General features: G+C 64.7%; 16 protein-coding genes. 6 read left to right on the forward strand and 10 right to left on the reverse strand.

The window, feature by feature from the left end; translation table 11 throughout:
- The first annotated feature begins 47 nt into the window (after positions 1-47).
- Together JWP26_RS03375 and JWP26_RS03380 are read left to right on the forward strand one after the other, a co-directional pair.
- Entirely contained in the window at positions 48-1,172 is a 1,125-nt protein-coding gene (locus JWP26_RS03375) for a DNA repair exonuclease (RefSeq protein ID WP_299723470.1), read from the forward strand.
- Positions 1,169-3,799, forward strand: a complete 2,631-nt coding sequence (locus JWP26_RS03380) for an AAA family ATPase (protein WP_299723473.1) — start codon at positions 1,169-1,171, stop codon at positions 3,797-3,799. Before JWP26_RS03375 ends, JWP26_RS03380 begins: the two co-directional genes overlap by 4 nt.
- Before the next feature lie 3 nt (positions 3,800-3,802).
- On the opposite strand, the gene JWP26_RS03385 is transcribed toward JWP26_RS03380, so the two are convergent.
- From JWP26_RS03385 to JWP26_RS03415, 7 genes are read right to left on the reverse strand one after another with little or no spacing between them, the layout of a single operon-like run.
- On the reverse strand, positions 3,803-4,528 hold the full coding sequence (locus JWP26_RS03385) for a GntR family transcriptional regulator (protein ID WP_299723476.1): 726 nt from the start codon (positions 4,526-4,528) through the stop codon (positions 3,803-3,805).
- Between the two features lie 8 nt (positions 4,529-4,536).
- Positions 4,537-5,424 (reverse strand): carbohydrate ABC transporter permease, encoded by an 888-nt coding sequence (locus tag JWP26_RS03390; RefSeq protein ID WP_299723479.1) that lies wholly within the window; start codon positions 5,422-5,424, stop codon positions 4,537-4,539.
- Between the two features lie 9 nt (positions 5,425-5,433).
- Positions 5,434-6,378, reverse strand: coding sequence for a carbohydrate ABC transporter permease (locus tag JWP26_RS03395; protein ID WP_299723482.1), 945 nt, complete (start codon positions 6,376-6,378; stop codon positions 5,434-5,436).
- Between the two features lie 59 nt (positions 6,379-6,437).
- On the reverse strand, positions 6,438-7,676 hold the full coding sequence (locus JWP26_RS03400) for an extracellular solute-binding protein (RefSeq protein ID WP_299723485.1): 1,239 nt from the start codon (positions 7,674-7,676) through the stop codon (positions 6,438-6,440).
- A gap of 41 nt (positions 7,677-7,717) precedes the next feature.
- Positions 7,718-8,806 carry an ABC transporter ATP-binding protein gene (locus JWP26_RS03405; RefSeq protein WP_299723488.1) on the reverse strand — a complete coding sequence of 363 codons (1,089 nt, stop codon included), beginning with the start codon at positions 8,804-8,806 and terminating at the stop codon, positions 7,718-7,720.
- A 1-nt stretch (position 8,807) separates the two neighbouring features.
- Positions 8,808-10,037 (reverse strand): enolase C-terminal domain-like protein, encoded by a 1,230-nt coding sequence (locus JWP26_RS03410; protein WP_299723491.1) that lies wholly within the window; start codon positions 10,035-10,037, stop codon positions 8,808-8,810.
- 3 nt (positions 10,038-10,040) lie between these two features.
- Positions 10,041-10,820 (reverse strand): SDR family NAD(P)-dependent oxidoreductase, encoded by a 780-nt coding sequence (locus JWP26_RS03415; RefSeq protein WP_299723494.1) that lies wholly within the window; start codon positions 10,818-10,820, stop codon positions 10,041-10,043.
- Positions 10,821-10,946: 126 nt separating this feature from the next.
- Here JWP26_RS03415 and JWP26_RS03420 point away from each other — a divergent pair, with 126 nt between their 5' ends.
- The 3 genes from JWP26_RS03420 to JWP26_RS03430 all read left to right on the forward strand — a co-directional run bounded on the left by JWP26_RS03420 (position 10,947) and on the right by JWP26_RS03430 (position 17,476).
- Entirely contained in the window at positions 10,947-12,059 is a 1,113-nt protein-coding gene (locus tag JWP26_RS03420; protein WP_299723497.1) for a lactonase family protein, read from the forward strand.
- An 8-nt stretch (positions 12,060-12,067) separates the two neighbouring features.
- Positions 12,068-14,689: a hypothetical protein gene (locus JWP26_RS03425; RefSeq protein WP_299723499.1), complete on the forward strand. Its 2,622-nt coding sequence runs from the start codon at positions 12,068-12,070 to the stop codon at positions 14,687-14,689.
- A 156-nt stretch (positions 14,690-14,845) separates the two neighbouring features.
- Positions 14,846-17,476: a glycoside hydrolase family 38 C-terminal domain-containing protein gene (locus JWP26_RS03430; RefSeq protein ID WP_299723502.1), complete on the forward strand. Its 2,631-nt coding sequence runs from the start codon at positions 14,846-14,848 to the stop codon at positions 17,474-17,476.
- Between the two features lie 18 nt (positions 17,477-17,494).
- Here the strand turns inward: JWP26_RS03430 and JWP26_RS03435 are convergent, their stop codons facing one another.
- The 3 genes from JWP26_RS03435 to JWP26_RS03445 all read right to left on the reverse strand — a co-directional run bounded on the left by JWP26_RS03435 (position 17,495) and on the right by JWP26_RS03445 (position 20,608).
- Positions 17,495-18,505: a hypothetical protein gene (locus JWP26_RS03435; RefSeq protein ID WP_299723505.1), complete on the reverse strand. Its 1,011-nt coding sequence runs from the start codon at positions 18,503-18,505 to the stop codon at positions 17,495-17,497.
- A 79-nt stretch (positions 18,506-18,584) separates the two neighbouring features.
- A complete protein-coding gene (locus tag JWP26_RS03440; RefSeq protein ID WP_299723508.1) occupies positions 18,585-19,943 on the reverse strand; it encodes a HAMP domain-containing sensor histidine kinase in 1,359 nt (452 codons plus the stop codon).
- Entirely contained in the window at positions 19,940-20,608 is a 669-nt protein-coding gene (locus JWP26_RS03445) for a response regulator transcription factor (RefSeq protein ID WP_299723511.1), read from the reverse strand. The genes JWP26_RS03440 and JWP26_RS03445 overlap by 4 nt, the downstream gene beginning before the upstream one ends.
- Positions 20,609-20,754: 146 nt before the next feature.
- On the opposite strand from JWP26_RS03445, the gene JWP26_RS03450 reads away from it, so the two are divergent.
- Positions 20,755-21,933 carry an efflux RND transporter periplasmic adaptor subunit gene (locus JWP26_RS03450; protein ID WP_299723514.1) on the forward strand — a complete coding sequence of 393 codons (1,179 nt, stop codon included), beginning with the start codon at positions 20,755-20,757 and terminating at the stop codon, positions 21,931-21,933.
- The last annotated feature ends 1 nt before the right edge of the window (position 21,934 follow it).

The raw sequence follows: 21,934 nt of genomic DNA on the forward strand, positions 1-21,934 counted from the left end.
TTGTAACGCGCGATTGCATCTTGAGTCCGTTTAGGCCAAGGGGAGTCATGTTTCGTTTTCTCCACAGCTCCGATCTGCATATCGGCAAGCGTTTCGGCAATTTGCCAGAGGATTTGCGCGGCCGGCTGCGCGAGGCGCGCCATGGGGTGATCGCACGGCTCGCTGAACAGGCGCGGGCCAACGGCGCCACCACGATCCTCTTGGCCGGCGACACCTTCGATACCGAAACGCCGACGCCCGCCATGCTCCGGCAGGCCTTGGCCGAAATGGGCCATCACGCCCCGCTACGCTGGATCGTGCTGCCGGGCAATCATGACAGCCTGCTTGCCGACCAATTGTGGGAAGCCGCGCGTAGCGTCGTGCCGGACAATGTCACGCTGGCCCTACGCGCCGAGCCTGTGACCGTGGCCCCCGACGTCGTCGTGTTGCCCGCCCCCTGCACAGCGCGGCGACCGGGCCGCGACCTGACCGAGTGGATGAGCAGTGCAGCGACTGCCGACGGCACCATTCGCCTCGGCCTCGCCCATGGCGCTATCCAGGATTTTTCCGAGGACGCCGCCGCCTCCGACGTTATCGCGCCCAACCGCGCCGTCCGTGCCGGCCTTGATTATCTGGCGCTCGGCGACTGGCACGGCCAGGTCACCGTCAACGAGCGCACGCGCTATAGCGGCACCCCCGAGCCCGACCGCTTCAAGCATGACAAGCCGGGACAGGCCTTGCTGGTCTCGATCGCCGGGCCGGGCAGCCTGCCGGAGATAACACCGGTCGATACCGCCGCCTTCGCCTGGCGCACAATGCCCCTGCACCTGCTGGGCGACGAGGACAGCGCCATGGCGCTGGACGCCCTACTGCCCGCCGCGCCGCTACGCCGCCAAACCCTGTTGCGCATTGCCGCCTCCGGCCGCACTCGACTGGGTGGACGCACCGCGCTCGTGGCCTCAGCCGAAACCGCCTCACACGACTTCGCCCATTTCGAACTCGATGAAACCGACTTGGCCATGGATTGCGAAAGCGACGATCTCGACCTGATCGACCGCGCCGGTGCCCTGCGCGAGGCAGCGCAGGCTTTGCTGATGGAAAGCGATGACCCGACTCGCTCCACCGTCGAGCGCGACATCGCCCGCGCCGCTCTCGTCCGGCTGTTCAGCTACGCGGAGGCGGTCGAGCCATGAAGCTCACCGCCCTTCGCCTCCACAACGTCAAGCGCTTTGCCGGTCGCGGCGTCGCCATCGAGGGCATCAGCGATGGCGTCAACGTGCTTAGCGCCGCCAATGAATATGGCAAGTCGACCTGCTTCGAGGCACTGCACGCGCTGTTCTTCCAGCCCCATACCGGCACGCCCAAGGCCGTGCAATTGCTGCGCCCCTATAGCGGCGGCAATCCAATGGTCGAAGCCGATATCGCCACCGACGAGGGCCGGTTTCGCCTGACCAAGCAATATTATGGCGGCAAGCGCGCCAGCGTCACCGATCTGGCCAGCGGTCGCCTGGTCGCGCAGGCCGATGAAGCCGAGGCCTTCATAGCAGGCCTGATCCGCGGCGGCACCGCCGGTCCAGCCGGCCTGCTCTGGGTGCGCCAAGGCATTACCGGCATCGACAAGCGCAGCAATACCGAAGAGGAAAGCGAAAAACGCGTCCGCGAAAGTCTCCTGTCCTCCGTGCAGGGCGAAGTCGAGGCCCTCACCGGCGGCCGCCGCATGGCCGAAATCGCCGCCGCCTGCGAAGAAGAACTCTATCGCCTCGTCACCGCTACCCTGCGCCCAAAAGCCGGTGGCCGCTACGCGGCAACTCTTGAAGAGCGCGACAAGTGGTTCGCCCTTGAGCAACGCCTCGCCACCGAAGTCACTACCCTGCGTGACGCGCTCGACAAACGCCGCATCGCCCTTACCCGGCTGGCGGAACTGGAAAACCCCGACGAGGACGCCGCCCGCCGCGCCGCCATCGTCGCCGCCGACAAAGCGCTGCAAGCCGCCAAGTCCCATAGCGAAGCCCTCAAGGCCGCCGAGGCCGAAGCCGCCCTCGCCGCCAACCGCCGCGACACCGCCGCGCGCGCGCTGGCAGAGTTCCGCGCCGCGCTGCAACGCGCCGAGGCCCTGCGCCAACAATCGAGCACCGCACAACACCGCCGCGACGAAGCCAACGAACGCCGCGCCGCCGCCATCGCCGCCAACGAGCAAGCCATCGCCGCCGTGCAGGGAGCCGAGCATGACGAACACGAAGCCCGCGATGTCCTCACCCGCCTCGATGCCGCCCTGCAAGCCCGCGACGCCGCCGAACGCCTGACCGACTTGCGCCACCGCTTGCTACAAGCCGAAACTGCCCGCAAACAAGTCGAGGATGGCGAAGCCGCCCTCGCCCTCCTGTCACTGCCACACCAGGCCGTCGACCAATTGCAGGCATTGGAAATCGAACTTGTCGGTCTGCGCGCCGCTCAAGCAGCAAGCTTGCCAACTTTGCGCCTCGATTATGCGGGCGGCGCCGCCGGGTCGATCACCATCGGCGGCGAAGCGATCCCCGACGCAACCGACGTCAATTTTGCCACCTCGTTGCGGTTGGACATTGCCGGCATCGGCACGCTCGCTTTGCGCTCCAACCGACCACCGCAATCCGATCAAGCACTCGATCGAGCGGAGAACAAGAAATCCAGCATGCTGGCTGTTCTGGGCGTCGATAGCCTCGCCAGCGCACACCAGCGGCTAGCCGCGGCGCGCGAGAAAAACACCGAACTCAACCTCGCCCGCCAGCGCCTCACCGACCTCGCCCCCAAGGGCCTGCCACACCTGCACGAGGAGATCGCTAGGCTGACCGCACTCAGCGCCGGCGACCTCGAACTCAAGGCCGATCCCGAGCAGGCCCGTACCCGCCTCGCCGCCGCCACCCAGCAGGTCGCCGCCACCCGCAACAGCGCCCGCGAGACCCAGCCGCTCCGCAGCCAGGCCGATGAGGCCGTCGTCAGTGCTGAAACTACCCACGCCGCGCTTCAGGCCGAATTGGCGGCGCTTGAAGCAGTCCTAGGGCCGGAAAACGACCGGTCGTCGCTCGAAATTTCGCTGACAACAGAGCATGTTACCCAGAAATCACTGCATGACGCCACCGAGGCCCGTGCCGTTCCCATGCGCGCCGCCGCCCATGATCTGGCGGGTGCCGAGGCCGCCTCGAGCCGCACCCGTTCGGTGCAGGATGCCGCTGAGCAGCAAATGGGCCAGTTGCGTGTGACACTGGCCGATCTCAACGGCCACATCCAAGCCCGCTCGGACAATGCGGTGGAAGAGGCATGGCGCGAGGCCGCAGAATCCCTGGCCGCCGCCGCTCAGCGCGTGGCCCTGTTCGAGACCGAAATCGCAGTCCTCGACCGCCTGCGCAAGGCCCTTGCCGCGGCCCGCTCGGCCGCCCGAGACCTCTATCTCAAGCCCGTCATCACCGAACTCCTGCCGCTGATTGGCCTGCTGTTCGATGATATTTCCATCGTCTTCGACGAAAATACCCTGTTGCCTCAATCAGTTCGCCGCAATGGGCAGGATGAGGATGTCGACCGGCTCAGCGGCGGCATGCGCGAGCAGCTCTCGGTGCTGACCCGCCTGGCTTTCGCGCGCCTGCTCGCCCGCGACGGCCGCCCGACTCCGGTCATCCTCGACGACGCGCTGGTCTATTCCGACGACGACCGCATCGAGCGCATGTTCGACGCCCTGCACCGCCAATCGCGGGACCAGCAAATCTTGGTCTTCTCCTGCCGCCAGCGCGCCTTTGCCAAGCTCGGCGGCAACGTGCTGCAGATGCAAGACTGGACCCCGCCGGCCTGAGGCCTAGCGCTGCCGGGCGCCTTCGCGGGCAAAATATTCAGGATGGCGTTCGCGGATCAGGTCGAGTTCGCGCATCACCGACACCAGGTGGAGGGCCATGCTGGCATCGGCGCCGCTCACATCGTGGGCCTTGAGCCGTTCGATAATGTCCTGATGCTCGCCGATGATGAAGTACATGTGCTGCTGGCTCAGCAGCGACAGCCGGCGCACCCGGTCCATGTGGAACTTGGCTTCGCGCACATCGTCCCAAATCGACTCAAAGCCCGCCGCGCGCGCGATCAGCGCATGGAACCGATCGTCCGATTCAAGGAAGGCCTGATCGTCGCTGAGGCCCGCAAAGGTCTGCTGCAGCGCGATTTCGCGCATCATCAGGCTCGCGATCTCGGGCGTCAGCTTTTCAGCCGCCATGCGAGCCAGCGGCCGCTCTAGCGCTTCTCGAATGAACCGCGACTTGGCGATCAGTTCGATGCTGAGCGGGGAGACCCGCGTGCCGCGCTGGGGCAGGATATCGACGAGACCGCGCCGAGCGAGGCGGGCCAGGGCTTCGCGCACCGGGGTGCGGCTGATGCCGAATTCGGCGGCGAGCTTGGCCTCCGACAGTTCGCGGAATGGCTCCAGTTCCATGTCGAGGATGCGCTGCATCAGGTAGTCGTAGACCTGCGAGGCGATCGAGCCGCTGTTCTGCCGGAACGCATAGGTCTCATCACCGCTATGGTCGGAGACGGGCATGGGTTTGGTCATTTGTTGCCAAGTTGCAGACCGGCCATGAAGTACTTTCGCAGCACGACAAACAGCAGGACAGTTGGAATGCTGGAGATCAGCGTCGCGGTAATTACCACGTTCGGCCCGATAGTCGAGTAAGTCCCTTGAAGAGACTGCAGCGCCACCATAATGGAGCGCACTTCGATGCCATTGGCCAGGATGGAGGAGAACAACAGGTCGTTCCAGATGAAGGTGAATTGCAACAGGAATAGCGCGATCAGCGGCCCCTTGGCATTGGGGACGATCATCGAGATGAAAACGCGCCATTCGCTGGCCCCCTCAATGCGCGCGGCCTCGTCCACTTCGCGGGTGATGCCCGAAAACGAATTGCGCAGCACCAAGAGCGGAAACGGAATGCAGATCGCCACATAGACCAGCAGCATGCCGAGCCAGGAATTGATCAGGCCGAGCCGCTGATAGCCGAACAGCAGCGGCACCAGATACATCTGGAACGGAAACAGCGTGCCGGTGAAGATCAGCATGAACCAGCCATTGGCGCCGATCAGGTTGAGGCGGGTCATGCCGAAGGCGGCCGCTGCGGCGAAGGCGACGGCAATGGCGCCGCCGATGACGGCATAGCTCAGCGAATTGAGGCCCGCCTGCCCCAGATGGGCAATGGTCCAGGCCTGGACGACATTGTCGGCGAACGGCGCCAGCGAGGCGGGTAGTTCGAGCACGCCCTTCTGGGCATATTCTGCACTGGTCTTGAAGATGGTGACGAAGAGATAATAAAACGGCGTCAGGTAGGCAATCGTCAGCACGAGGATCGGCACGACGAGCCAGCGCCCGCGTGGCCGCTGCGCGCGGCGTTCCTGTTCGATCAGGCCGTTGATGAAATTCTGGTCGGTGATGTCGACTGCCATGGTCCTGCCCTACCGGATGTTCTTTTCGACGCGGCTCTGCAGCACCGCCAGCGCCGCCGTCACCGCGATCACCATGGCGCCCAGCACCACCGCCACCGCCGAGCCATAGGCCCACGCGCCGTTGGAGAAGCTCTCGTAATACATATAGACCGCCAGCGAGAGCGTCCGCTTGCCAGGGTAATCGCCGGCCATCACCCAGAGCAGATCGAACGTGGTGAAGCCCGCGGCGACGTTGAGGATGGTCACGACCAGCACCGTGGGCAGCAGCAGCGGCCAGATGATGTGGCGGAAAATCTGCCACCCCGAAGCGCCGTCGACCCGTGCAGCTTCGATCGGATCGCGCGGGATAGCGGCGAGGCCTAGCAGCAACAGCACCATGGTGATGCCCACGGTCTGCCACACGAAGGTGAAAATCACCGAGGGCGTGACGGTCTGGGCCGAATAGAGCCAGCCGACATCGAAGGGCTGGCCGGTGAGGCCGGCAACGGCGGAATTGAGCACGCCGTGGGGGGCATAGACATAATACCAGATGGCGCCCACCGCGGTCGGCGCCAGCACCTTGGGCAGGAAGAACAGGCTCTTGAACGTCTCCTGCAGCGGCATATTGCGCAGCAGCAGCGCCAAGCCGAGCCCGAAGGCCAGCGGCAGCACCATGGCGCCGACGACCCAGATGGCGGTATTACTGAGCGCCTCGGAGAAATACGGCACGTTGAACAGGCGCGCGTAATTGGCGAAGCCGGCGAACTTGTCCAGCCCGGTGAACTTCTGCCACTTGGTGAAACTGAGGATGATGTTGAACACTACGGGCATCAGCAGGAATGCGCTGACCATGAACACGGCCGGGGCGATGAACAGCCAAGCAACCCGCGTCTGCCGCCATGCGACGCGCCGTTCGCGCCGGCGGGCGTCCTTCAAGACTTCGGGGCTGAGCGATGCCGAGGCCGTCGTGATCATGGCGGATTTTCCTGCGATGGACGCCGGCCGCACCGTGAGGCGCGACCGGCTTGGAAGGCTTATTTATTGGCCCAGTAATCGGCGTTGATGGCCTGCATCGTGCTCATCGATTTCGCCGCCGTTTCGGGCGTTGGATCGAGCATGAAGGCGCCCATAGCGGCCACTAGGTCACCCTGGATCTGCGACGGCACGGCTTCCCACCAGCGCACCAGCGCGCGTGGCTTGGCGGCAGCAACAAGGTCGTTATCGGCCTTGATGATGTCGTTGGGCGGGGTGCCCTTGAGATTGCCGTTATAGACTTGGGACTGCGAGCCTAGGATGTTGGACACATCGGCCCCCATCATGGCCTGGACGGCCTTGCCCAGATCGGGATTGGCATCGAGCGCAGCCTTGGAGACCACGATGGGGGAGGCTTCTACGATGACCGACTGCGGCACGGCAGGGTCAACCGATGGCATCAAGAAGGTTTTGAAATCAACGCCGGGCTTCATGCCGAGATCCGCGAACTGGCCCGAATGCCAATCGCCGATGAGGAACATGGCTGCGGTGCCGTTAGCGAAGAACTTGGAATCGTCCTGTTCGCGCGGGTCGGTGAAGTAGCCCTTGGAATACATGTCGCCCCAGATTTCGAAGGCCTTCTTCACCGCTGGGCCGTCATAGGGCACCGAGCCGTCGGTCAGGCCCACAAAGGCGTCCGGATCATTGCCGAGCACGAGCTGGGAGAACCAGATGAAGGGCATCCAGCCGCCCGAGGTGGGCGCGTTGAACGGGGTGTAGCCGGCCGCCTTGAGCTTGTCGGCATCGGCCATCAGCTCTGCCCAGGTGGTGGGAGGAGCGGCGATCCCGGCTTTTTCGAAGGCAGCGGTATTGTAGAACACCACCCAGTTGGCCACGTTCAGCAGCACGCCATACGGCTTGCCATCGACGCTGACCAGATCGCGCTGGGCAGCGGTGAAGTCGCCATCGGCGATGGCCTTGTCCCAATAGGGCGTCAGGTCGGCGGCAATGCCGGTGGCGACGACATCGCTGAGCTGCTGGCCATTCCACCAGGTGAAGAAGGCCGGCACATTATTGCCGGCGATCGAGGTCTGCATGAACGCCTGATATTTGTCGGTTGGCGTGATTTCCTGCAATTTGATCGTCTGCCCGGAGGCAGTGCTGGCATCCGCCGCAACGCCCGTCATGCCGGCATTCCAGGGGGTCTTATCCGAATAGATGCTGAGATCCTGCGCGAAGGCACTGCCCACCGAAACCGTGGTCAGCAGCCCAAGCGCGGCGATAGTCTTGAGGTATGACATGCTTCTCTCTCCCGTTTTTACCGTGATCCGGCGGCCAGAGGTCACCTAAGCAGCGACATCTGGCTGTTCTTGTCGAAAACATGAACGCGTCTGCCATCGATCCTGAAGCCAATCTTCTGGTCGGGTTCGATGGGTCTAGGCTGCTGCATGCGCGCCACCATCTCGGTGCCTCCGAGGTCGGCGAACAGCAGGCTCTCGTTGCCGAGCATTTCGGCGAAATTGACCGGCGCGGTGAAATCGGCGCCCAGTTCCGGGCGGGTGCCGTGGCCTTCGGGCACGATATCTTCCGGGCGGACGCCGAGCGTTACCGAGGTTCCCGGCGCCGGCAGGTCGAAGCGATCGGCAGGCACGGGCAGGCTGATGCCGCCAGCCTCAATGGTATTGTTGGGCCCCACCACGGCGTCGATGAAATTCATCGACGGCGCGCCCATGAAGCCGGCGACGAACTGGTTTTTTGGCCGCTCGAACACCTCCAGCGGGCTGCCGACCTGGGCCACCAAGCCGTCCTGTAACACCACGATCTTGTCGGCCAATGTCATCGCCTCGACCTGATCGTGGGTAACGAACACCACCGTGGCGCCGAGCTGGCGCTGCAAGCGCTTGATCTCGATGCGGGTCTGGTTGCGCAGCTTGGCATCGAGATTGGAGAGCGGCTCGTCGAACAGGAAGACTTCAGGCTGGCGCACCATGGCGCGGCCGATGGCGACGCGCTGGCGCTGGCCGCCCGAGAGCTGCGAGGGCCGGCGGTCCATGTAGGGATCGAGCCCCAGCATGGTCGCGGCATCGCCCCGGCGACGCTCGATCTCGGATTTACTGACGCCGGAAATCTTGAGGCCGAACCCCAGATTGTCGGCCACGCTCATATGCGGATAGAGCGCATAGGACTGGAACACCATGGCGATGCCGCGATCGCGCGAGGGCAGATCGTTGACCAGCGTGCCGCCGATCTTGAGCTCGCCATGCGAGATGGTTTCCAGTCCCGCGATCATGCGCAGCAGGGTGGACTTGCCGCAGCCGGATGGGCCGACCAGCACCACGAAGGTGCCGTCCTCGATATCGATATCGACGCCCTTGATGGCGACGAATTCGCCGTAGATCTTGATGATGTTGCGCAGCGTGACCGTTGCCAAATCAAGCCCTCCTGGCCAGAGGATCGGCGTAACGGCTCTCGGGCTGGACCGAGTACCAGCCGGGCCGCTGCGGATCGCGATCATAAGTGTAGCCGCCGACATCGCGGTAATGGCCGGCATAGTGTTCCAGCTTGTCGCGATCGACTTCGACGCCGAGGCCGGGCCCCTTGGGGAGGGCAATCTCGCCATCGACATACTGCATCTTGCCGCCGACGATGATGTCGTCGAGCAGGTGATGGTAATGCGCGTCGGCGGCAAAGCTCATATTGGGGAGCGCGGCGCCAAGATGCAGCATGGATGCGAGCTGCACGCCCGCTTCGCCCGAGGAATGCACGCTGGTGCCAAACTGGAAGGCTTCGAGGATTTGCCCGGCACGATAGGCCTGCCGCAATCCGCCCCAGAAGGTGGTGTCGAGCAGGATCACGTCGACCGATTCATTGCGAATGCAGGTCGCGAGCTGTTCGAAATTGACCACCACCGTATTGGTCGCCGTAGGAATGGAAATGCGGTCGCGCAGGCGGCGCATGCCTTCGAGGCCGAAGCACGGATCCTCGAAATAATCGTTGCGGATATGGGCGATCTGGCCGGCGACGCGGATGGAGTCTTCCACCGACCAGACGCTGTTGGGATCGAGCCGGAAGCTGTCGCCCGGAAACGCATCGGCCAGCGCCGAAAACACTTCCACATCATGATCCGGCTTGAAGACGCCACCCTTGAGTTTGTGGGTCTTGAAGCCGTTGAGCGATTTCTGGCGCTTGGCTTCCTTGACGATCTCGTCGGCGGAGAACTCGTCGCCGAAGCCGTTTTCGGCATTGCCGTAGCGATAGAACAGGTAGCTGGCGAAGGGGACAGACTCGCGCAGCGCGCCGCCGATGAGGTCGCAGGCGCGGATGCCCAGCGCCTTGCCGGCGACGTCCATGCAGGCCATTTCGATGGCGGCATGCACTTGCATGCGCGAATTATAGAGGCTGGCGACCGGGTTCATGATCTTCCAGCGCAACTGTTCGAGTTGCAGCGGATCATGGCCCTTGAGGTAGGGCAAAAGGCTCGTCACGGAATTTTCGGCGCTTTCGCCGCCGCCGCCCAGTTCGCCCCAGCCCGACAGGCCTTCGTCGGTAATGACCTCGACCATGGTGCGCACGAAGCGGCCCCAATGGGCGCCCGAGGCATGGCGCAGCGGCGCCTCGAGCGGCAGCGCGATCGTGGTGGCTTTGATATCAACGATCTTCATAAACTATTTCCCGGATTTCGTGGGTGCGCCCGGAATGCGGGCGAGCAGCCCGCCATCGACCCGCACGGTTTCGCCGGTCATGAACGAGGCTTTCTCGGACAATAGGAAGGCGATCACATTGGCGATTTCGTCGGGCCGGGCGCGGCGGCCGAGCGGATGCATGGTGTCGACTTCGACATTGAGGCTGGCCGGATCGGGATCGAGATTGATGGCATCGCGCAGCATCGGCGTATCCACCGAGCCCGGTGCAACGCCCAGCACGCGCACGCCATTGGCAGCTTCGTCCATAGCCATGCCGGTCACGAGACCGATCAGGCCATGCTTGGCGACGACATAGGCCAGCGCACCTTTTTGCGCGGCCATGCCCTGCACCGAAGCGGTGATGACGATAGCGCCTTTGTTGCGCCGCAGCTCGGGCATTGCCGCCTTGGCCACGAGGAAGCCTCCGGTCAGGTTGACCGAGAGCACTTCGGCCCAGAGCGCCTCGGTGGTAGTGACCACATCGCCATAGCGCTGAATGCCGGCATTGTGGGAGACGCCGCCCAGCCCGCCAAATTTCTCGGTCGCGAGCCGTACTGCGGCTTCGCAGTCGGCCAACACACTGACCGAGCCAACCTGCGTCACTACTGATCCGCCGATCTCGCGGGCAGTCTTTTCCAGCGCCACGGCATCGCGATCCAGCAGCACGAGGTTCTTACCGTCCGCCGCCAAAGCCTCCGTTACCGCCCGGCCGATGCCCATGGCCGCGCCGGTCACCAGCACTGTATTTTTTGCGTCGTTCACCGACGTCCTCCCGCTCTTGCCAAATGAATGTAGAGCTACCATACTAGTCGTGTCAATTGGCTTCTGACCTCGGCCACGAGCGTCCAGAAACGGCAGCAAGCCGCGTGGAGCCCTGAGGAGAGTGCGATGCCCATTCACGCCTTTGCCGGCAGCCTGACACGATCCATGCCGCAATACGGGGCCGCCAATGGCGAGGGAATCAGCCGGCTGAGCTTTGAAGAGACAACGGGCGAACTGGTCACGCTGGGCGTGACGGGTGGCATCGAGGACACCGGCTGGCTAGTGAGCAATCGCGCTGGCGACCGGCTCTATGCCACGTGCGAGGTCACCGGGACCCGCGAGAGCGCTGTCGCCGCCTATCGCGTGGATGGGGCAAGTGGCGATCTTGAGCTGATCAACCAGTTGCCGACCGGTGGCGGCGAAGCCTGCCACGCCAGCCTCACGCCTGATGGGCGGTTCCTCGCAGTCGCCAACTACAATGGCGCGACGCCAGACGGGTGGCCGGATCAGTCCATTGCCGTCTTTCCGCTGGACTCGGATGGGGCGCTCGGACCCGCGGTGGCCCATGTTAGTCATTCGGGGCACGGGCCTAACCCCGATCGGCAGACCACGGCCCATGCCCATTGCGTCATTCCAACGCCGGATGGTCAGTTCCTCTACGTCGCCGATCTTGGGATCGACCTTCTTGTGGCGTATCGACTTGGTGATGATGGCAGCCTGACCGCCGCGCCCGATCGTGACTTCACCCTGCCCCCGGGCCTGGGGCCGCGCCACATCGTCTTTGCACGCGATGGGCGTGACCTGTTCATGGTCAGCGAGCTCACGCCCACGGTGATGAGTTTCGCCCTATCGCCAGATGGCGCGCTGCGCCCGGTCTCGATCATCCCAATCCCGCCTTCGAGTGCCACGATCGTGCAGCCGGCGGGCATAGTGCTGTCGCCGGATGGCCGTCATCTGCTGGTATCGCTGCGGGTTTGTGATGAAATCGTCGGGTTTGCCGTCGATGCCCAGACCGGCGCATTACGCCAGACCGGGCGCTGGCCCTGCGGCGGCGCCACGCCGCGCGCGCTCGAGTTTGCGCCCTCCGGCGGCCACGTCATCGTCGCCAACCAGGACTCCGACGCCCTGACGGTTTTCGCCTTCGATGCCGACCGAGGCCTGCTGGGCGACATCGTCCAGCAGCACCGCGTCGGCACGCCGATGTCCATCGCCTTCGCCGCTTCCCACTCGCCAACCTGAGCATTGTCATGATCAACGAGATCCTCTTCGTCCACCACAGCCACACCGATATCGGTTACACCCACCCGCAACCGGTGGTGATGGAACTGCATCGCCGCTTCATCGACGAGGCGCTCGATATTGCCGAGCGCACGCAGAACTATCCCGACGACGCCCGCTTCCGCTGGACCTGCGAAGTGACCGGAGTGACCATGGATTGGTGGAAAAGCGCCAGCAATGGCGATCGCGACCGGTTCCTCGCCGCGGTCAAGCGCGGCCAGTTCGAAGTGGCCGGCATGGGCTGGCATATGACCCCGCTGATGGACCACGGCATGGTGGTGGACGTGCTCAAATCCATCCAGTTCTTCCGCGACCTGGGCATTCCGGTGCGCTCGGCGATGAATACCGACGTCAATGGCCTGTCCTGGGGCATGGTCGATGCGCTGCTCGATCACGGCATTACCGGCATCAGCATGGCGATCAACGAACACTATGGCCACGCGCTAAAACCCTGGCCGCGGGCCTTCAATTGGGAGGCCCCCGGTGGACGCAGTATCACCGCCTACAATGGCTTCATCTATGGCGTCACCAGCGACAAGGCCCTCCGCATCCCCACCGATATGGAGGAAGCGCGCCGCCGCGTGCCAGCCTGGACCAAGCGCTTCGAGGACGATGGCTATACCCATCCGTTCCTGATGATGCAGATCACCAATATCCGCTATCACGACAATGGTGCCCCGCAGGACGCGCTCCCCGATTTCGTGCAGCAGTTCAACGAGGGAAATGCCTCTACTGGTGGCGTCAAGCTGCGCATGGGCACGATTTCGGAGTTTTTCGACCGCGTGCGCGCTCAGCCCGCCGAGAGCATTCCGACGCTGCGGGGCGACTGGACCGACTGGTGGAATTTTGGCGCCGGCAGCACTGCACACGAGACGACGCAGGCGCTACGCGGCCAGCGCGATCTTGATGCAGCGCTCGCAGCCGAGGCCTTCCATCCCGGCTCCACGCCGCGCCGCCGCGCCATGCTGCATGACACCGCGCGAGCGGGTCTGGCGCTTTATGCCGAACATACCTGGGGTGCCGATCGCTCGATCAGCCATCCCAATTCGCCCGAAACGCGCACTCAGCAATTGCTCAAGCTCGCGACCGCGGCCGATGGCGCGAGCGTAGCGCGGATGTTGCGCCGGGATGCGCTGGAGCAATTGGGGATCGATGCCGGGGGCGACGAGCCGCGCCTGCTGGTGTTCAACCCGCATCCATTCGCCGTGACCCAGGCCCTGCGCCTGCCCTATCTGCCGCCGCTGGCGGGTGCGCCAGACCCAAAAAAGGGCGCGGGGCATGAGGATCTGGTGCCGACCGGCCCATCGTCGCACCGTATCCAGCGCCAGGACGTGGTGATGTCGGACCTGTCGGACGCCCGCGCCTATTGGACCGCGCCGATCTCGGTGCCGGGCCTATCCTATGTGACCATGCCGGCCGCTGGCGTGCTGCCGGCCGAAACCGCTGCGCTATCGGCCAAGGACGGCGTGCTGTCCAATGGGCGCATTACGCTGATGCTGGACCAGAGCGCGGGCGGCGTCACGTCGCTCAAACTGGATGGCGTCGAATATGCGGGAGCGGCAGCGGAAAACCTGCGCTTTGGCGTGCCGGTGCTTGAAGCCATCGCCTCGGGCGTGCGCACCGACATGTTCGATCAGGTTGATTTGGAATCCCCCGATTGGCACAAGGCCTGGCATCTGGATTGGACAGCCCAGCGCGATCTGCCCACGGTCGGCGAAACCACGGCCACGCTCTCGCGCGGCAGTGCCGAGATCGCCCAAACTTTTGCGCTCGCCAATGGCGACAAGATCCGCGTGCTTTATCGCTTGCTGCCGGAGGATCCGGCCCTCCAGATCGAGGCGGTCATCACCAAGCAGCCGCACCCCGAAGCCCATTCGATCTATCTGCCCCTGCCGGCAGCTTTGGGGGAGAATTGGGACGTGGACTATGAAACCGGCGGCGCTACGGTCAAGCTCGACCAGGAGCAATTGCCCTATGCCAGCCGCCACTACATCACGACACAGCGCTTCATCCGCATCGGCGACACGCAGCGCGAACTGACAGTCGCCTGCCCCGATGCGCCGCTGTGGCAGATCGGTGGTTTCACCTTCGGCCGCTTCGGCGATCCCGATGGCCGCGTCACCCGCGAGCGCCCGACGCTGCTGGCCTGGCTGACCAACAACTATTGGAGCACCAATTTCCAGGCCGACCAGGGGGGCGAACTGCGCTTCAATTTCTGGCTGCTGCCATCGGAACGCCAGTCGCTGGGCAAATCTGTGCAGGGTGCCTTGGCCCGCGCACAACCGCTGGCCGCGCATGTCTATGCGGAGCGCGGTCCGGTCAAGCATGAGGCGGCATCGCTGCTGACCACCGAGCTTGGCCCCATCCTGCTCACCCGCATCGAGGCTGAAGGCACCGCGGTCGCACTGACCCTGCTCAATCCCAGCGACGAGACCATCGAGGCCCGGATCGGCGCTGGAACCTTTACCCCAGCCAGTGCCAACCGGACGTCGCTGAGCGGCGAAGCTCTCGAAGCAGTGCCGTGCGACGGCGGCTCGGTGCGGCTCGGCGTTGCGCCACGCGCCTGGACCCGGCTGGCGCTCAAGCCCTAGCCGAGCGCCAGCCGCACTTCTCCCCTCGGGGAGGGATTGCGGGTGGGTGCCGATCGCTGATGCTCCACTGCCCTGGATGCGTCGCGAACGACCCCACCCCAGCCCCCCCAAGGCCGCCGCCAGATCGAGGACAGTCGCCCCGCAAAGGATCGCCCGATGAGCAAGATCAAGACCATCTACATCTGCAACCATGCCCATACCGATATCGGTTTTACCGACTATCAGGAGCTGGCGCTGCGCCAGCATGGCGAGTTTGTGGGCCAGGCGCTCGATCTGATCGAAGCCACCGACGGCTATCCGGCCGAGGCACAATATCGCTGGACTATCGAGACCACCGGGCCATTCCTCAAATATCTGCAGCAAGCCAGCAAGGCCGAGCTTGCCCGCTTCCGCCACTGGCACGAACAGGGCCGCGTGGACATCGCCGCCATGCAGTACAACATGACGCCGCTGCTCAATGTCGAGCAGATGCATCGCAGCCTCTATCCGCTGCGCGCGCTGCGCGACGAATTCGGCTTTCACGTCGAAGCGGCGATGCAGGACGACGTCAATGGCGTGTCCTGGCTTTATGCCGACCTGCTGGCCGATCTTGGCATTAAATTCTACACAGCGGCGATCAATCCCATTCGCGGTGCGCGGCCAAAGCCCTTCCCCGGCGCCTTCCGCTGGGAGGGGCCGAGCGGCAAGCAGGTGCTGGCCTGGAACGGCTATCATTATCTGTTCGGGCGCAGCCAGGCCGGGCTGGGCAATTGGGACCTGGTCGATCGCCTGCTGCCGCGCTGGATCGACGAGCTGGAGGCCGACGACAGCTATCCGTTCGATTTCCTTTATTGCGAAAGCACCCATCCGGTGCGCGTCGACAACGGGCCGCCGGATGCGCGCATGCCGGACTTCGTCAAGCGCTGGAACGAGGAGGGCCGCGCCTATCGGATGGAGTTCATTACCGTCACCGATTTTGGGCGGTTGCTGGAAGAGAAGTATGCGGGCGTGATCGGCACGCAGCGCGGCGACTGGACCGATCACTGGGCCGATGGCGTTGGGTCGTCAGCCTTCGAAGTGGGCGTCAACCGCGCGGCCCACGAGATCGTCGGCATTGGCGAAAGTCTGGAAGCTTGGCGGCGCTCCATGGGCGAAGGCCAATGGAGCGCCGACCACGCCGCCAAAATCTATGAATCCATGACCCTGTTCGATGAGCACACCTGGGGTGCCTATTCTTCAGTGGAAGCGCCGCATTCGCTGTTCAGCCGGGCGCAATGGAACCGCAAGGCCGGGTACGCCTATACGGCGGCGATGGAGGGGCACGGCGCGGTGGCCAAGGCAGCCAATGCCCTGGCGGCCCCGCTGGGGACCAAGGGGCCGGAGGGCATTTTCAATCTCGGCAATCTCGATCCCGCCGAAGCCTTCAAGCCATCGGGGATCGATGAGGTGCTGGTGTTCAACACCCTGACTTGGGAGCGCCAGGTGATCGTCGAGGAGCCGGAGCCGCGCGGTGGCGCGGCGCCAGTCGGCATGCTCGATACGTTCTTCAATCGGCGCAGCACTTGGGGCGGGCCGCGGCCGCTGCCCGAAATCCGGCGGGTCGCCGGCACGGTGCCCCCAATGGGCTACGCTTTCCTCAGTCTCAAACATGGCGTTCCGTCAGGCGATCTCAAAGCGAGCGGCGACACGATCGAGAATGCGCATTACCGGCTGCGGATCGACCGCCGGACCGGCGCGATCGCCGAATTCTTCGACAAGGCCTTGGGCCATGACTTCGCGGGCGAGTATCAGGGCTGGGGGCCGGGCGAGTATGTCTACGAGACCGTCGATTCCCCCGACGATCGCCTCGCCATTGCCGATATCAGCTTCGACAAGCCCGAGTTCTTCACCGGCCACACCGATACGCCGTGGAAGCGCGAGACGGCGAGCAGGGTCAGGCTCGATGAGGCGACGATTGTCGAGGGTCGGGCCTCGATCACGGTGCATATCGAGGCGCCCGGCGTTTCGGCGGCAAGCGTGGTTTATGCGCTCGATGCCGCCACCAAATGCGTGGTGGTCGACTGGAGCATCGACAAGCTCGAACACAGGGACGCCGAGGCGGTGTTCGTCGCTTTTCCGTTCAAGCTGGAGGCCGCCAGGTTCACGCTCGACCTCAATGGCATTCCCGCCGTGCCCAATGACGACCAGCTCGATGGCGCGGCCAAGGATTGGTATCCGGTGGGTCGCTGGGTGGATGTCAGCGATGGCCAGCGCGGCGTCACGGTGGTGCCGCTCGATGCGCCGCTGGTGCATCTGGGTGGCATCACGACGGGCAAGTGGGCGCGCACCTTGCAGCCGGAAGGTCCGACTATCATGAGCTGGGCGCTGAACAACCACTGGCTGGTCAATTTCGCCGCCAGCCAATCGGGCCGCATTCCGCTGCGCTATCGGCTGCTGACGCATGAGGGGCCGGTGGATGCGGCGGCAGCAACGCGCCTTGCCGCCGAGGTGGCGGTGCCGCCCGTCGCCATGCGCGATATCGCCCCGACCGGGAAGCGCTCGGACAGTTTCTTTGCGGCGGATACAGCATCGCCGGTGCTGGTTACGGCAAAGCCGGGTGAAGACGCAGGGTGGGTGGCTTTGCGGCTGCAGAACCTGTCGGACCGGCCGGCCCGGCAGACGGTGACGTTCAACGGCTCGCCCGCCGCTGCCCGGGCCGCCGACCCGATCGAGCATCCGGGGGCGGTCATGCCGCTCGATGGCAAGGCGCTCAGTGTCGACCTGAAGCCGAGGGAAATCCGCACGGTGCTGGTGCGGTTTGCGCCCTGATCCATCGCCCGCCGGAATTCAGAGGATTTCGGCGGGCTCCACTTCCACCCGGTAGCGGGTCACGAACCTCTCGCCGGCGGTGAATTTGCGCGCCGTCGCGACGCCGCGTCGTGAAATGGGGTTGTCGGAAGTCGATATCTGCTGACCGAGATCGAAGGCCGAGCAGATCGGCTCCAGCCCCAGCGCCAGGTGTCGGCCGTTCCACGGTGCAAAGGTGCGGCCGCGATTGGTGAACCAGAGCAGCGCGCTTGGAAAATGCTCGCGGTTCCACTTGAGACGGACGCGGTAGCCCTCTGCTGTGTTCCACAGTTCGGCGGAACCGGGCATATCGATGAGTTGCACCAGCTCTTCGGTATGATAGGGCAGCGGCACGCGGCTGACATCGAGCCGCGAGCCATCGCGCAGGGGGACGTCGTTCCAGCGCGGCAGGAACTGGTCGGTCTGGAAGATCGAGGAGGCATCGGTGGCGACGGGAAAGGTCGCGCCGCTGACGCCGGGGGCGATCTCGATGCGCATGGCGCCGGGGGTGGTCGGCAGGCGGAAACAGGGATGCAGGCCCAGCGGCAATTGGCAATCGTGCCGGGCCTTGATGACCAGTTCGAAATCGAGGGCGGCGCTGGTTGGGTCGGGCGTCACGCGGCGTTCGAGCGAGGCGATGGGGTGGCTATCGGGGTAAGCAATCGATAGCGCGATCCCGGCGCCGCCCTCGAGAAAGGTCCAGTCATTATTGGAGCCAAAGCCATGGGGGAAGCTCTCGATTGTGCCGGCGCTGTGCGAACCCGGCCAGTCTCCTATTGGCTTGCGGTCGGCATCGGAGCCGAATGGCACGCAGGGCCATTCGCCGCGCAAGCGCCGCAAGATGCCCGGCAATTCCGCGCCACCCGTCTCGTTCGCCCAGGGTGCGATCTGGAAAGGCGCGACTTGCCGCCCGTCGGGCAGGAGGAACGATGTCGCCCCCAACATGCCGCCGAGGCTTTCGACGCTGGTTACGCCATGGTCCCAGGCCAGTGCCCGCGTGCGTTGGCTCATTGTCACTCCCCCATCGGCCTCGTTTGACCGCATCGCATTACTGCCAAGGATACGGGATTGGTTCAACAGCGCTGCACGATCAGCGCGGGCGGGACGCGGCAAGCGGGAGGGAAATCTCGAACAGGGCGCCGCCGCCGGGCGCATCGCCGACAGTGATGTGGCCATGGTGGCGGGCCACGATATCGCGGACCAGGTTCAGTCCCAGCCCAGCCCCCTGATCGAGCGGCACGATACGATTGAATGGCTCGAAGATGGTCGAACGATGCTCCTCGGCAATACCGGGGCCGGTATTGGCGACGCGCAGCGAGCCGTCGCGGCCGACAGCGACGTGGATCGCCGTTTTCTTGCCGCCGTGAATGACCGCGTTCTGGATGAGATTGACGATGGCGCGCGACAGCGAGGCGGGGTCGGCGGCCACGGTGACGGTATCGATCTCGGCATCGAAGGATATGTCGTCGCCGGCTGCGATCGCCAACGGCGCCATGTCGGCGGTAACCTGGGCGGCCAGCTCCACCAGATTGACGGGTTGGAACACCGTGCTGTTGGCATCGAGCCGCTGCAGGTCCAGCAACTGATTGGCCAGATTGCCCAGGCGCGCGACATCGAGCATCAACCGGCTGCGCTGCTCATCATCGGGCAACAGCTCGACGCGGGTATAGAGAATGGCGATCGGGGTACGCAATTCGTGAGCGGCGTCAGCAAGGAAGCGCTGGCGGCGCTCCATGCCGTCGTCGAGCCGTTGCAGGGCCGAGTTCACTGCCCGCACCAGTGGATGCAATTCGTCGGGCACATGGGCGGACGATAGGCGAACGCCGCGCTGGTCGACATCGATGGTGTCCGCCTCCGCCGCGATGTGGTCGACGCCGCGCAACTGGCGCGTCACGATCACCGGGATGTAGAGGAACGAAACGACCGTGAAGACGAAGAGCAAGCCCACAAAGATGGGGTTGGCGAAGGCGCCCACGATCGACTTGGCGCCGATCTGCGGCCCGCCTGCGGTCAGAATCCACAGCGGGCCGGCCGCGCTATCGTGGCGCCGCACGATGGCCACCGAAGAGCCGCCCATGCCGATATCGGCGATATTGGCCGAGTTCAGCCGGGTCAGGCCGCGCAGCATCGGCTCGATGCCGCTGGGCACATTGCCCATCTGCACCGGGGCGCTATCGATATCGACAGCATAGAACCAGAATGCCGGGTAATTGGCCGCAAGGCGTTTCAGTGCGTCGTTGGGCGTCAGGTCCAGCCCACCTGCTGCGTTGCGGGTCACCGAAGCGGCGATGTCATTGATGACGCGGTCGTCGAGTCCTTGCTCGGAGCTGATCAGGCGGATGATCGGAATGGCGGCGGCGCCGGTAAAGGCGAGCAGCACCACGGCCTGCATCAGCACCATGCGCCAGGTCAGCCGGCCGCGAAGCGAAGTTGGTCCCCAGGCTCTCATGAGGTGGCCTTCAGCAGATAGCCCAGGCCGCGAATGCCGTGAATTTCCACGCCAGCGTCGCCGAGCTTGCGGCGCAGCCGGGAGATATGGGCGTCCAGCGTATTGGAGGCGATCTCATCGTCGTAGCCATAGACCGCTTCCTCCAACGCGCTGCGCGCAACCGTGCGGCCCGAGCGGCGCACGAGGATTTCAAGGGCCAGCAGTTCGCGGCGGGTCAGGTCCAGCGGCGCGCCGTCCACTTCGGCAAGGCGCTCGGTGAGGTTGAAGCGCAGTTTGCCTACGCTGACCGAGCTTTCCCCGAGCTGGGCGGGCCGCCGCATTACCGCGCGCAGACGTGCCAGCAGTTCGTCGGTGGAAAATGGCTTGGCGAGATAATCATCGGCACCGTGATCGAGTCCGGCAACGCGCTGGTCTGGACTGCCGAGGGCGGACAGCACGATGATCGGCAGGCCGGCCTGTTCGCGCCGCAGGAGCGGAATCAGCGACAGGCCATCGCCATCGGGCAGTTTGCGATCAAGCAGCACGGCATCGTGCACGCCACTGCGGCAGGCCTCTTCGGCGATCTCCAGCGTGCGGGCGTGGTCCACGACAATGTCATGGCGGCTGAGCGCGGCTGTCAGCGCTGCCGCCATGTCCATCTCGTCTTCGACCAGCAAAATTCGCATGCCGCTATCCTATCTGATTTCCGCCCAGTCTAGCGACAGACATTGCGGCTGCATTGCGCGTTCCGCAACGTTCACGCAATCAAGGGCAGGCATTGGTGGGTTCACAGGCCGCACTCGGCCGTCTTTTTTTGCCATGCGAGGCCGCAATGAACCCGTCCGATCCCGTTGCCGAAACCGCCGCCGTCACCCCAACGCCACGCCGCCGGGCAAAATGGTTCTGGCCCGGCGTGGCGCTGGTGGTCGCAACCGGCGGCGCCTCGATGCTGCTGATCAATCAGCTCCCGCCCGCGCCGGTCGCAGCCACCGTCGCGGCGCCGGAGGCGGTCCGCACGATGCGGCTGCATCCCATGGAAGTGGTGACCATCGCGCCGCAGCGGATCGAAGATCTGGTGAAGGTCACTGGCACGATCCATCCCGTGCAGGAGGCGGCGATTGCCGCCCAGGTCAGCGGACTGGCAGAAGCCGTCACCGTGCGGCCCGGCGATAGCGTCACCGCAGGTCAATTGCTGGTCGAAGTAGGCACCACCGATCTGCAACTGCAACTGGACCAGCAGCGCAGCACCATGGCGTCCAACGAAGTGCAGTTGCGCGCGGCACAAGCGACGCTGGACCGCACAAAGCTTCTGGCCGCCAAGGGGCTGGCGGCGCAGACGACGCTCGATACGGCACAAGCCGAAGCCGACCGTCTGACGGCAACGATTGCAACGCAGCAGACCCAGGTCGCGCAGGCGGAAACCAATCTGCGGCGCGCCCGCGTCACGGCGCCGTTTGCAGGCACCATTGCAACACGCACCATCGAGCCGGGCCAGATCGTCAACCCGGGCACGACCATGCTGTCGCTCGTCGATCTGTCGAGCGTGCGGGTGGAAGTGGTCGCGGCGCTCAAGGACTCTTCACGTATCGTGGCCGGCCAATCGGTGCGGCTGACGGTGCAGGGGATTACCGGGCAGCAGTTCACCGGCACCGTCGATCGGGTGAGCCCGATTGCCGAGGCGGGAACGCGCTCGATCAAGGTCTATCTCGACCTCGACAATAAAGAGGGCAAGCTGCGCGGCGGCATGTTCGTCACCGGCGAGATCGTCGTGCAACAGGATGACGATGTGCTGGCGCTGCCCGCCGAGGCCATTCAGCAGCGGGGCGATGCCAGCTATGTGGTGGCGATCGTGGACGGCGTGCTCGCCGAACACACCATCGAGACCGGCACCAAATGGGCGGCAGCCGAACTGGTCGAGGCGCGCTCGGGCGTGACGGCAGGCGACACCATCGTGCGCACGCCGCTGTCGGGCCTGACCGACGGCGCCCCCGTCATCGTCGAGGGGAACTGAG

It is taken from the genome of Devosia sp., assembly GCF_028290435.1.
GTDB lineage: Bacteria > Pseudomonadota > Alphaproteobacteria > Rhizobiales > Devosiaceae > Devosia.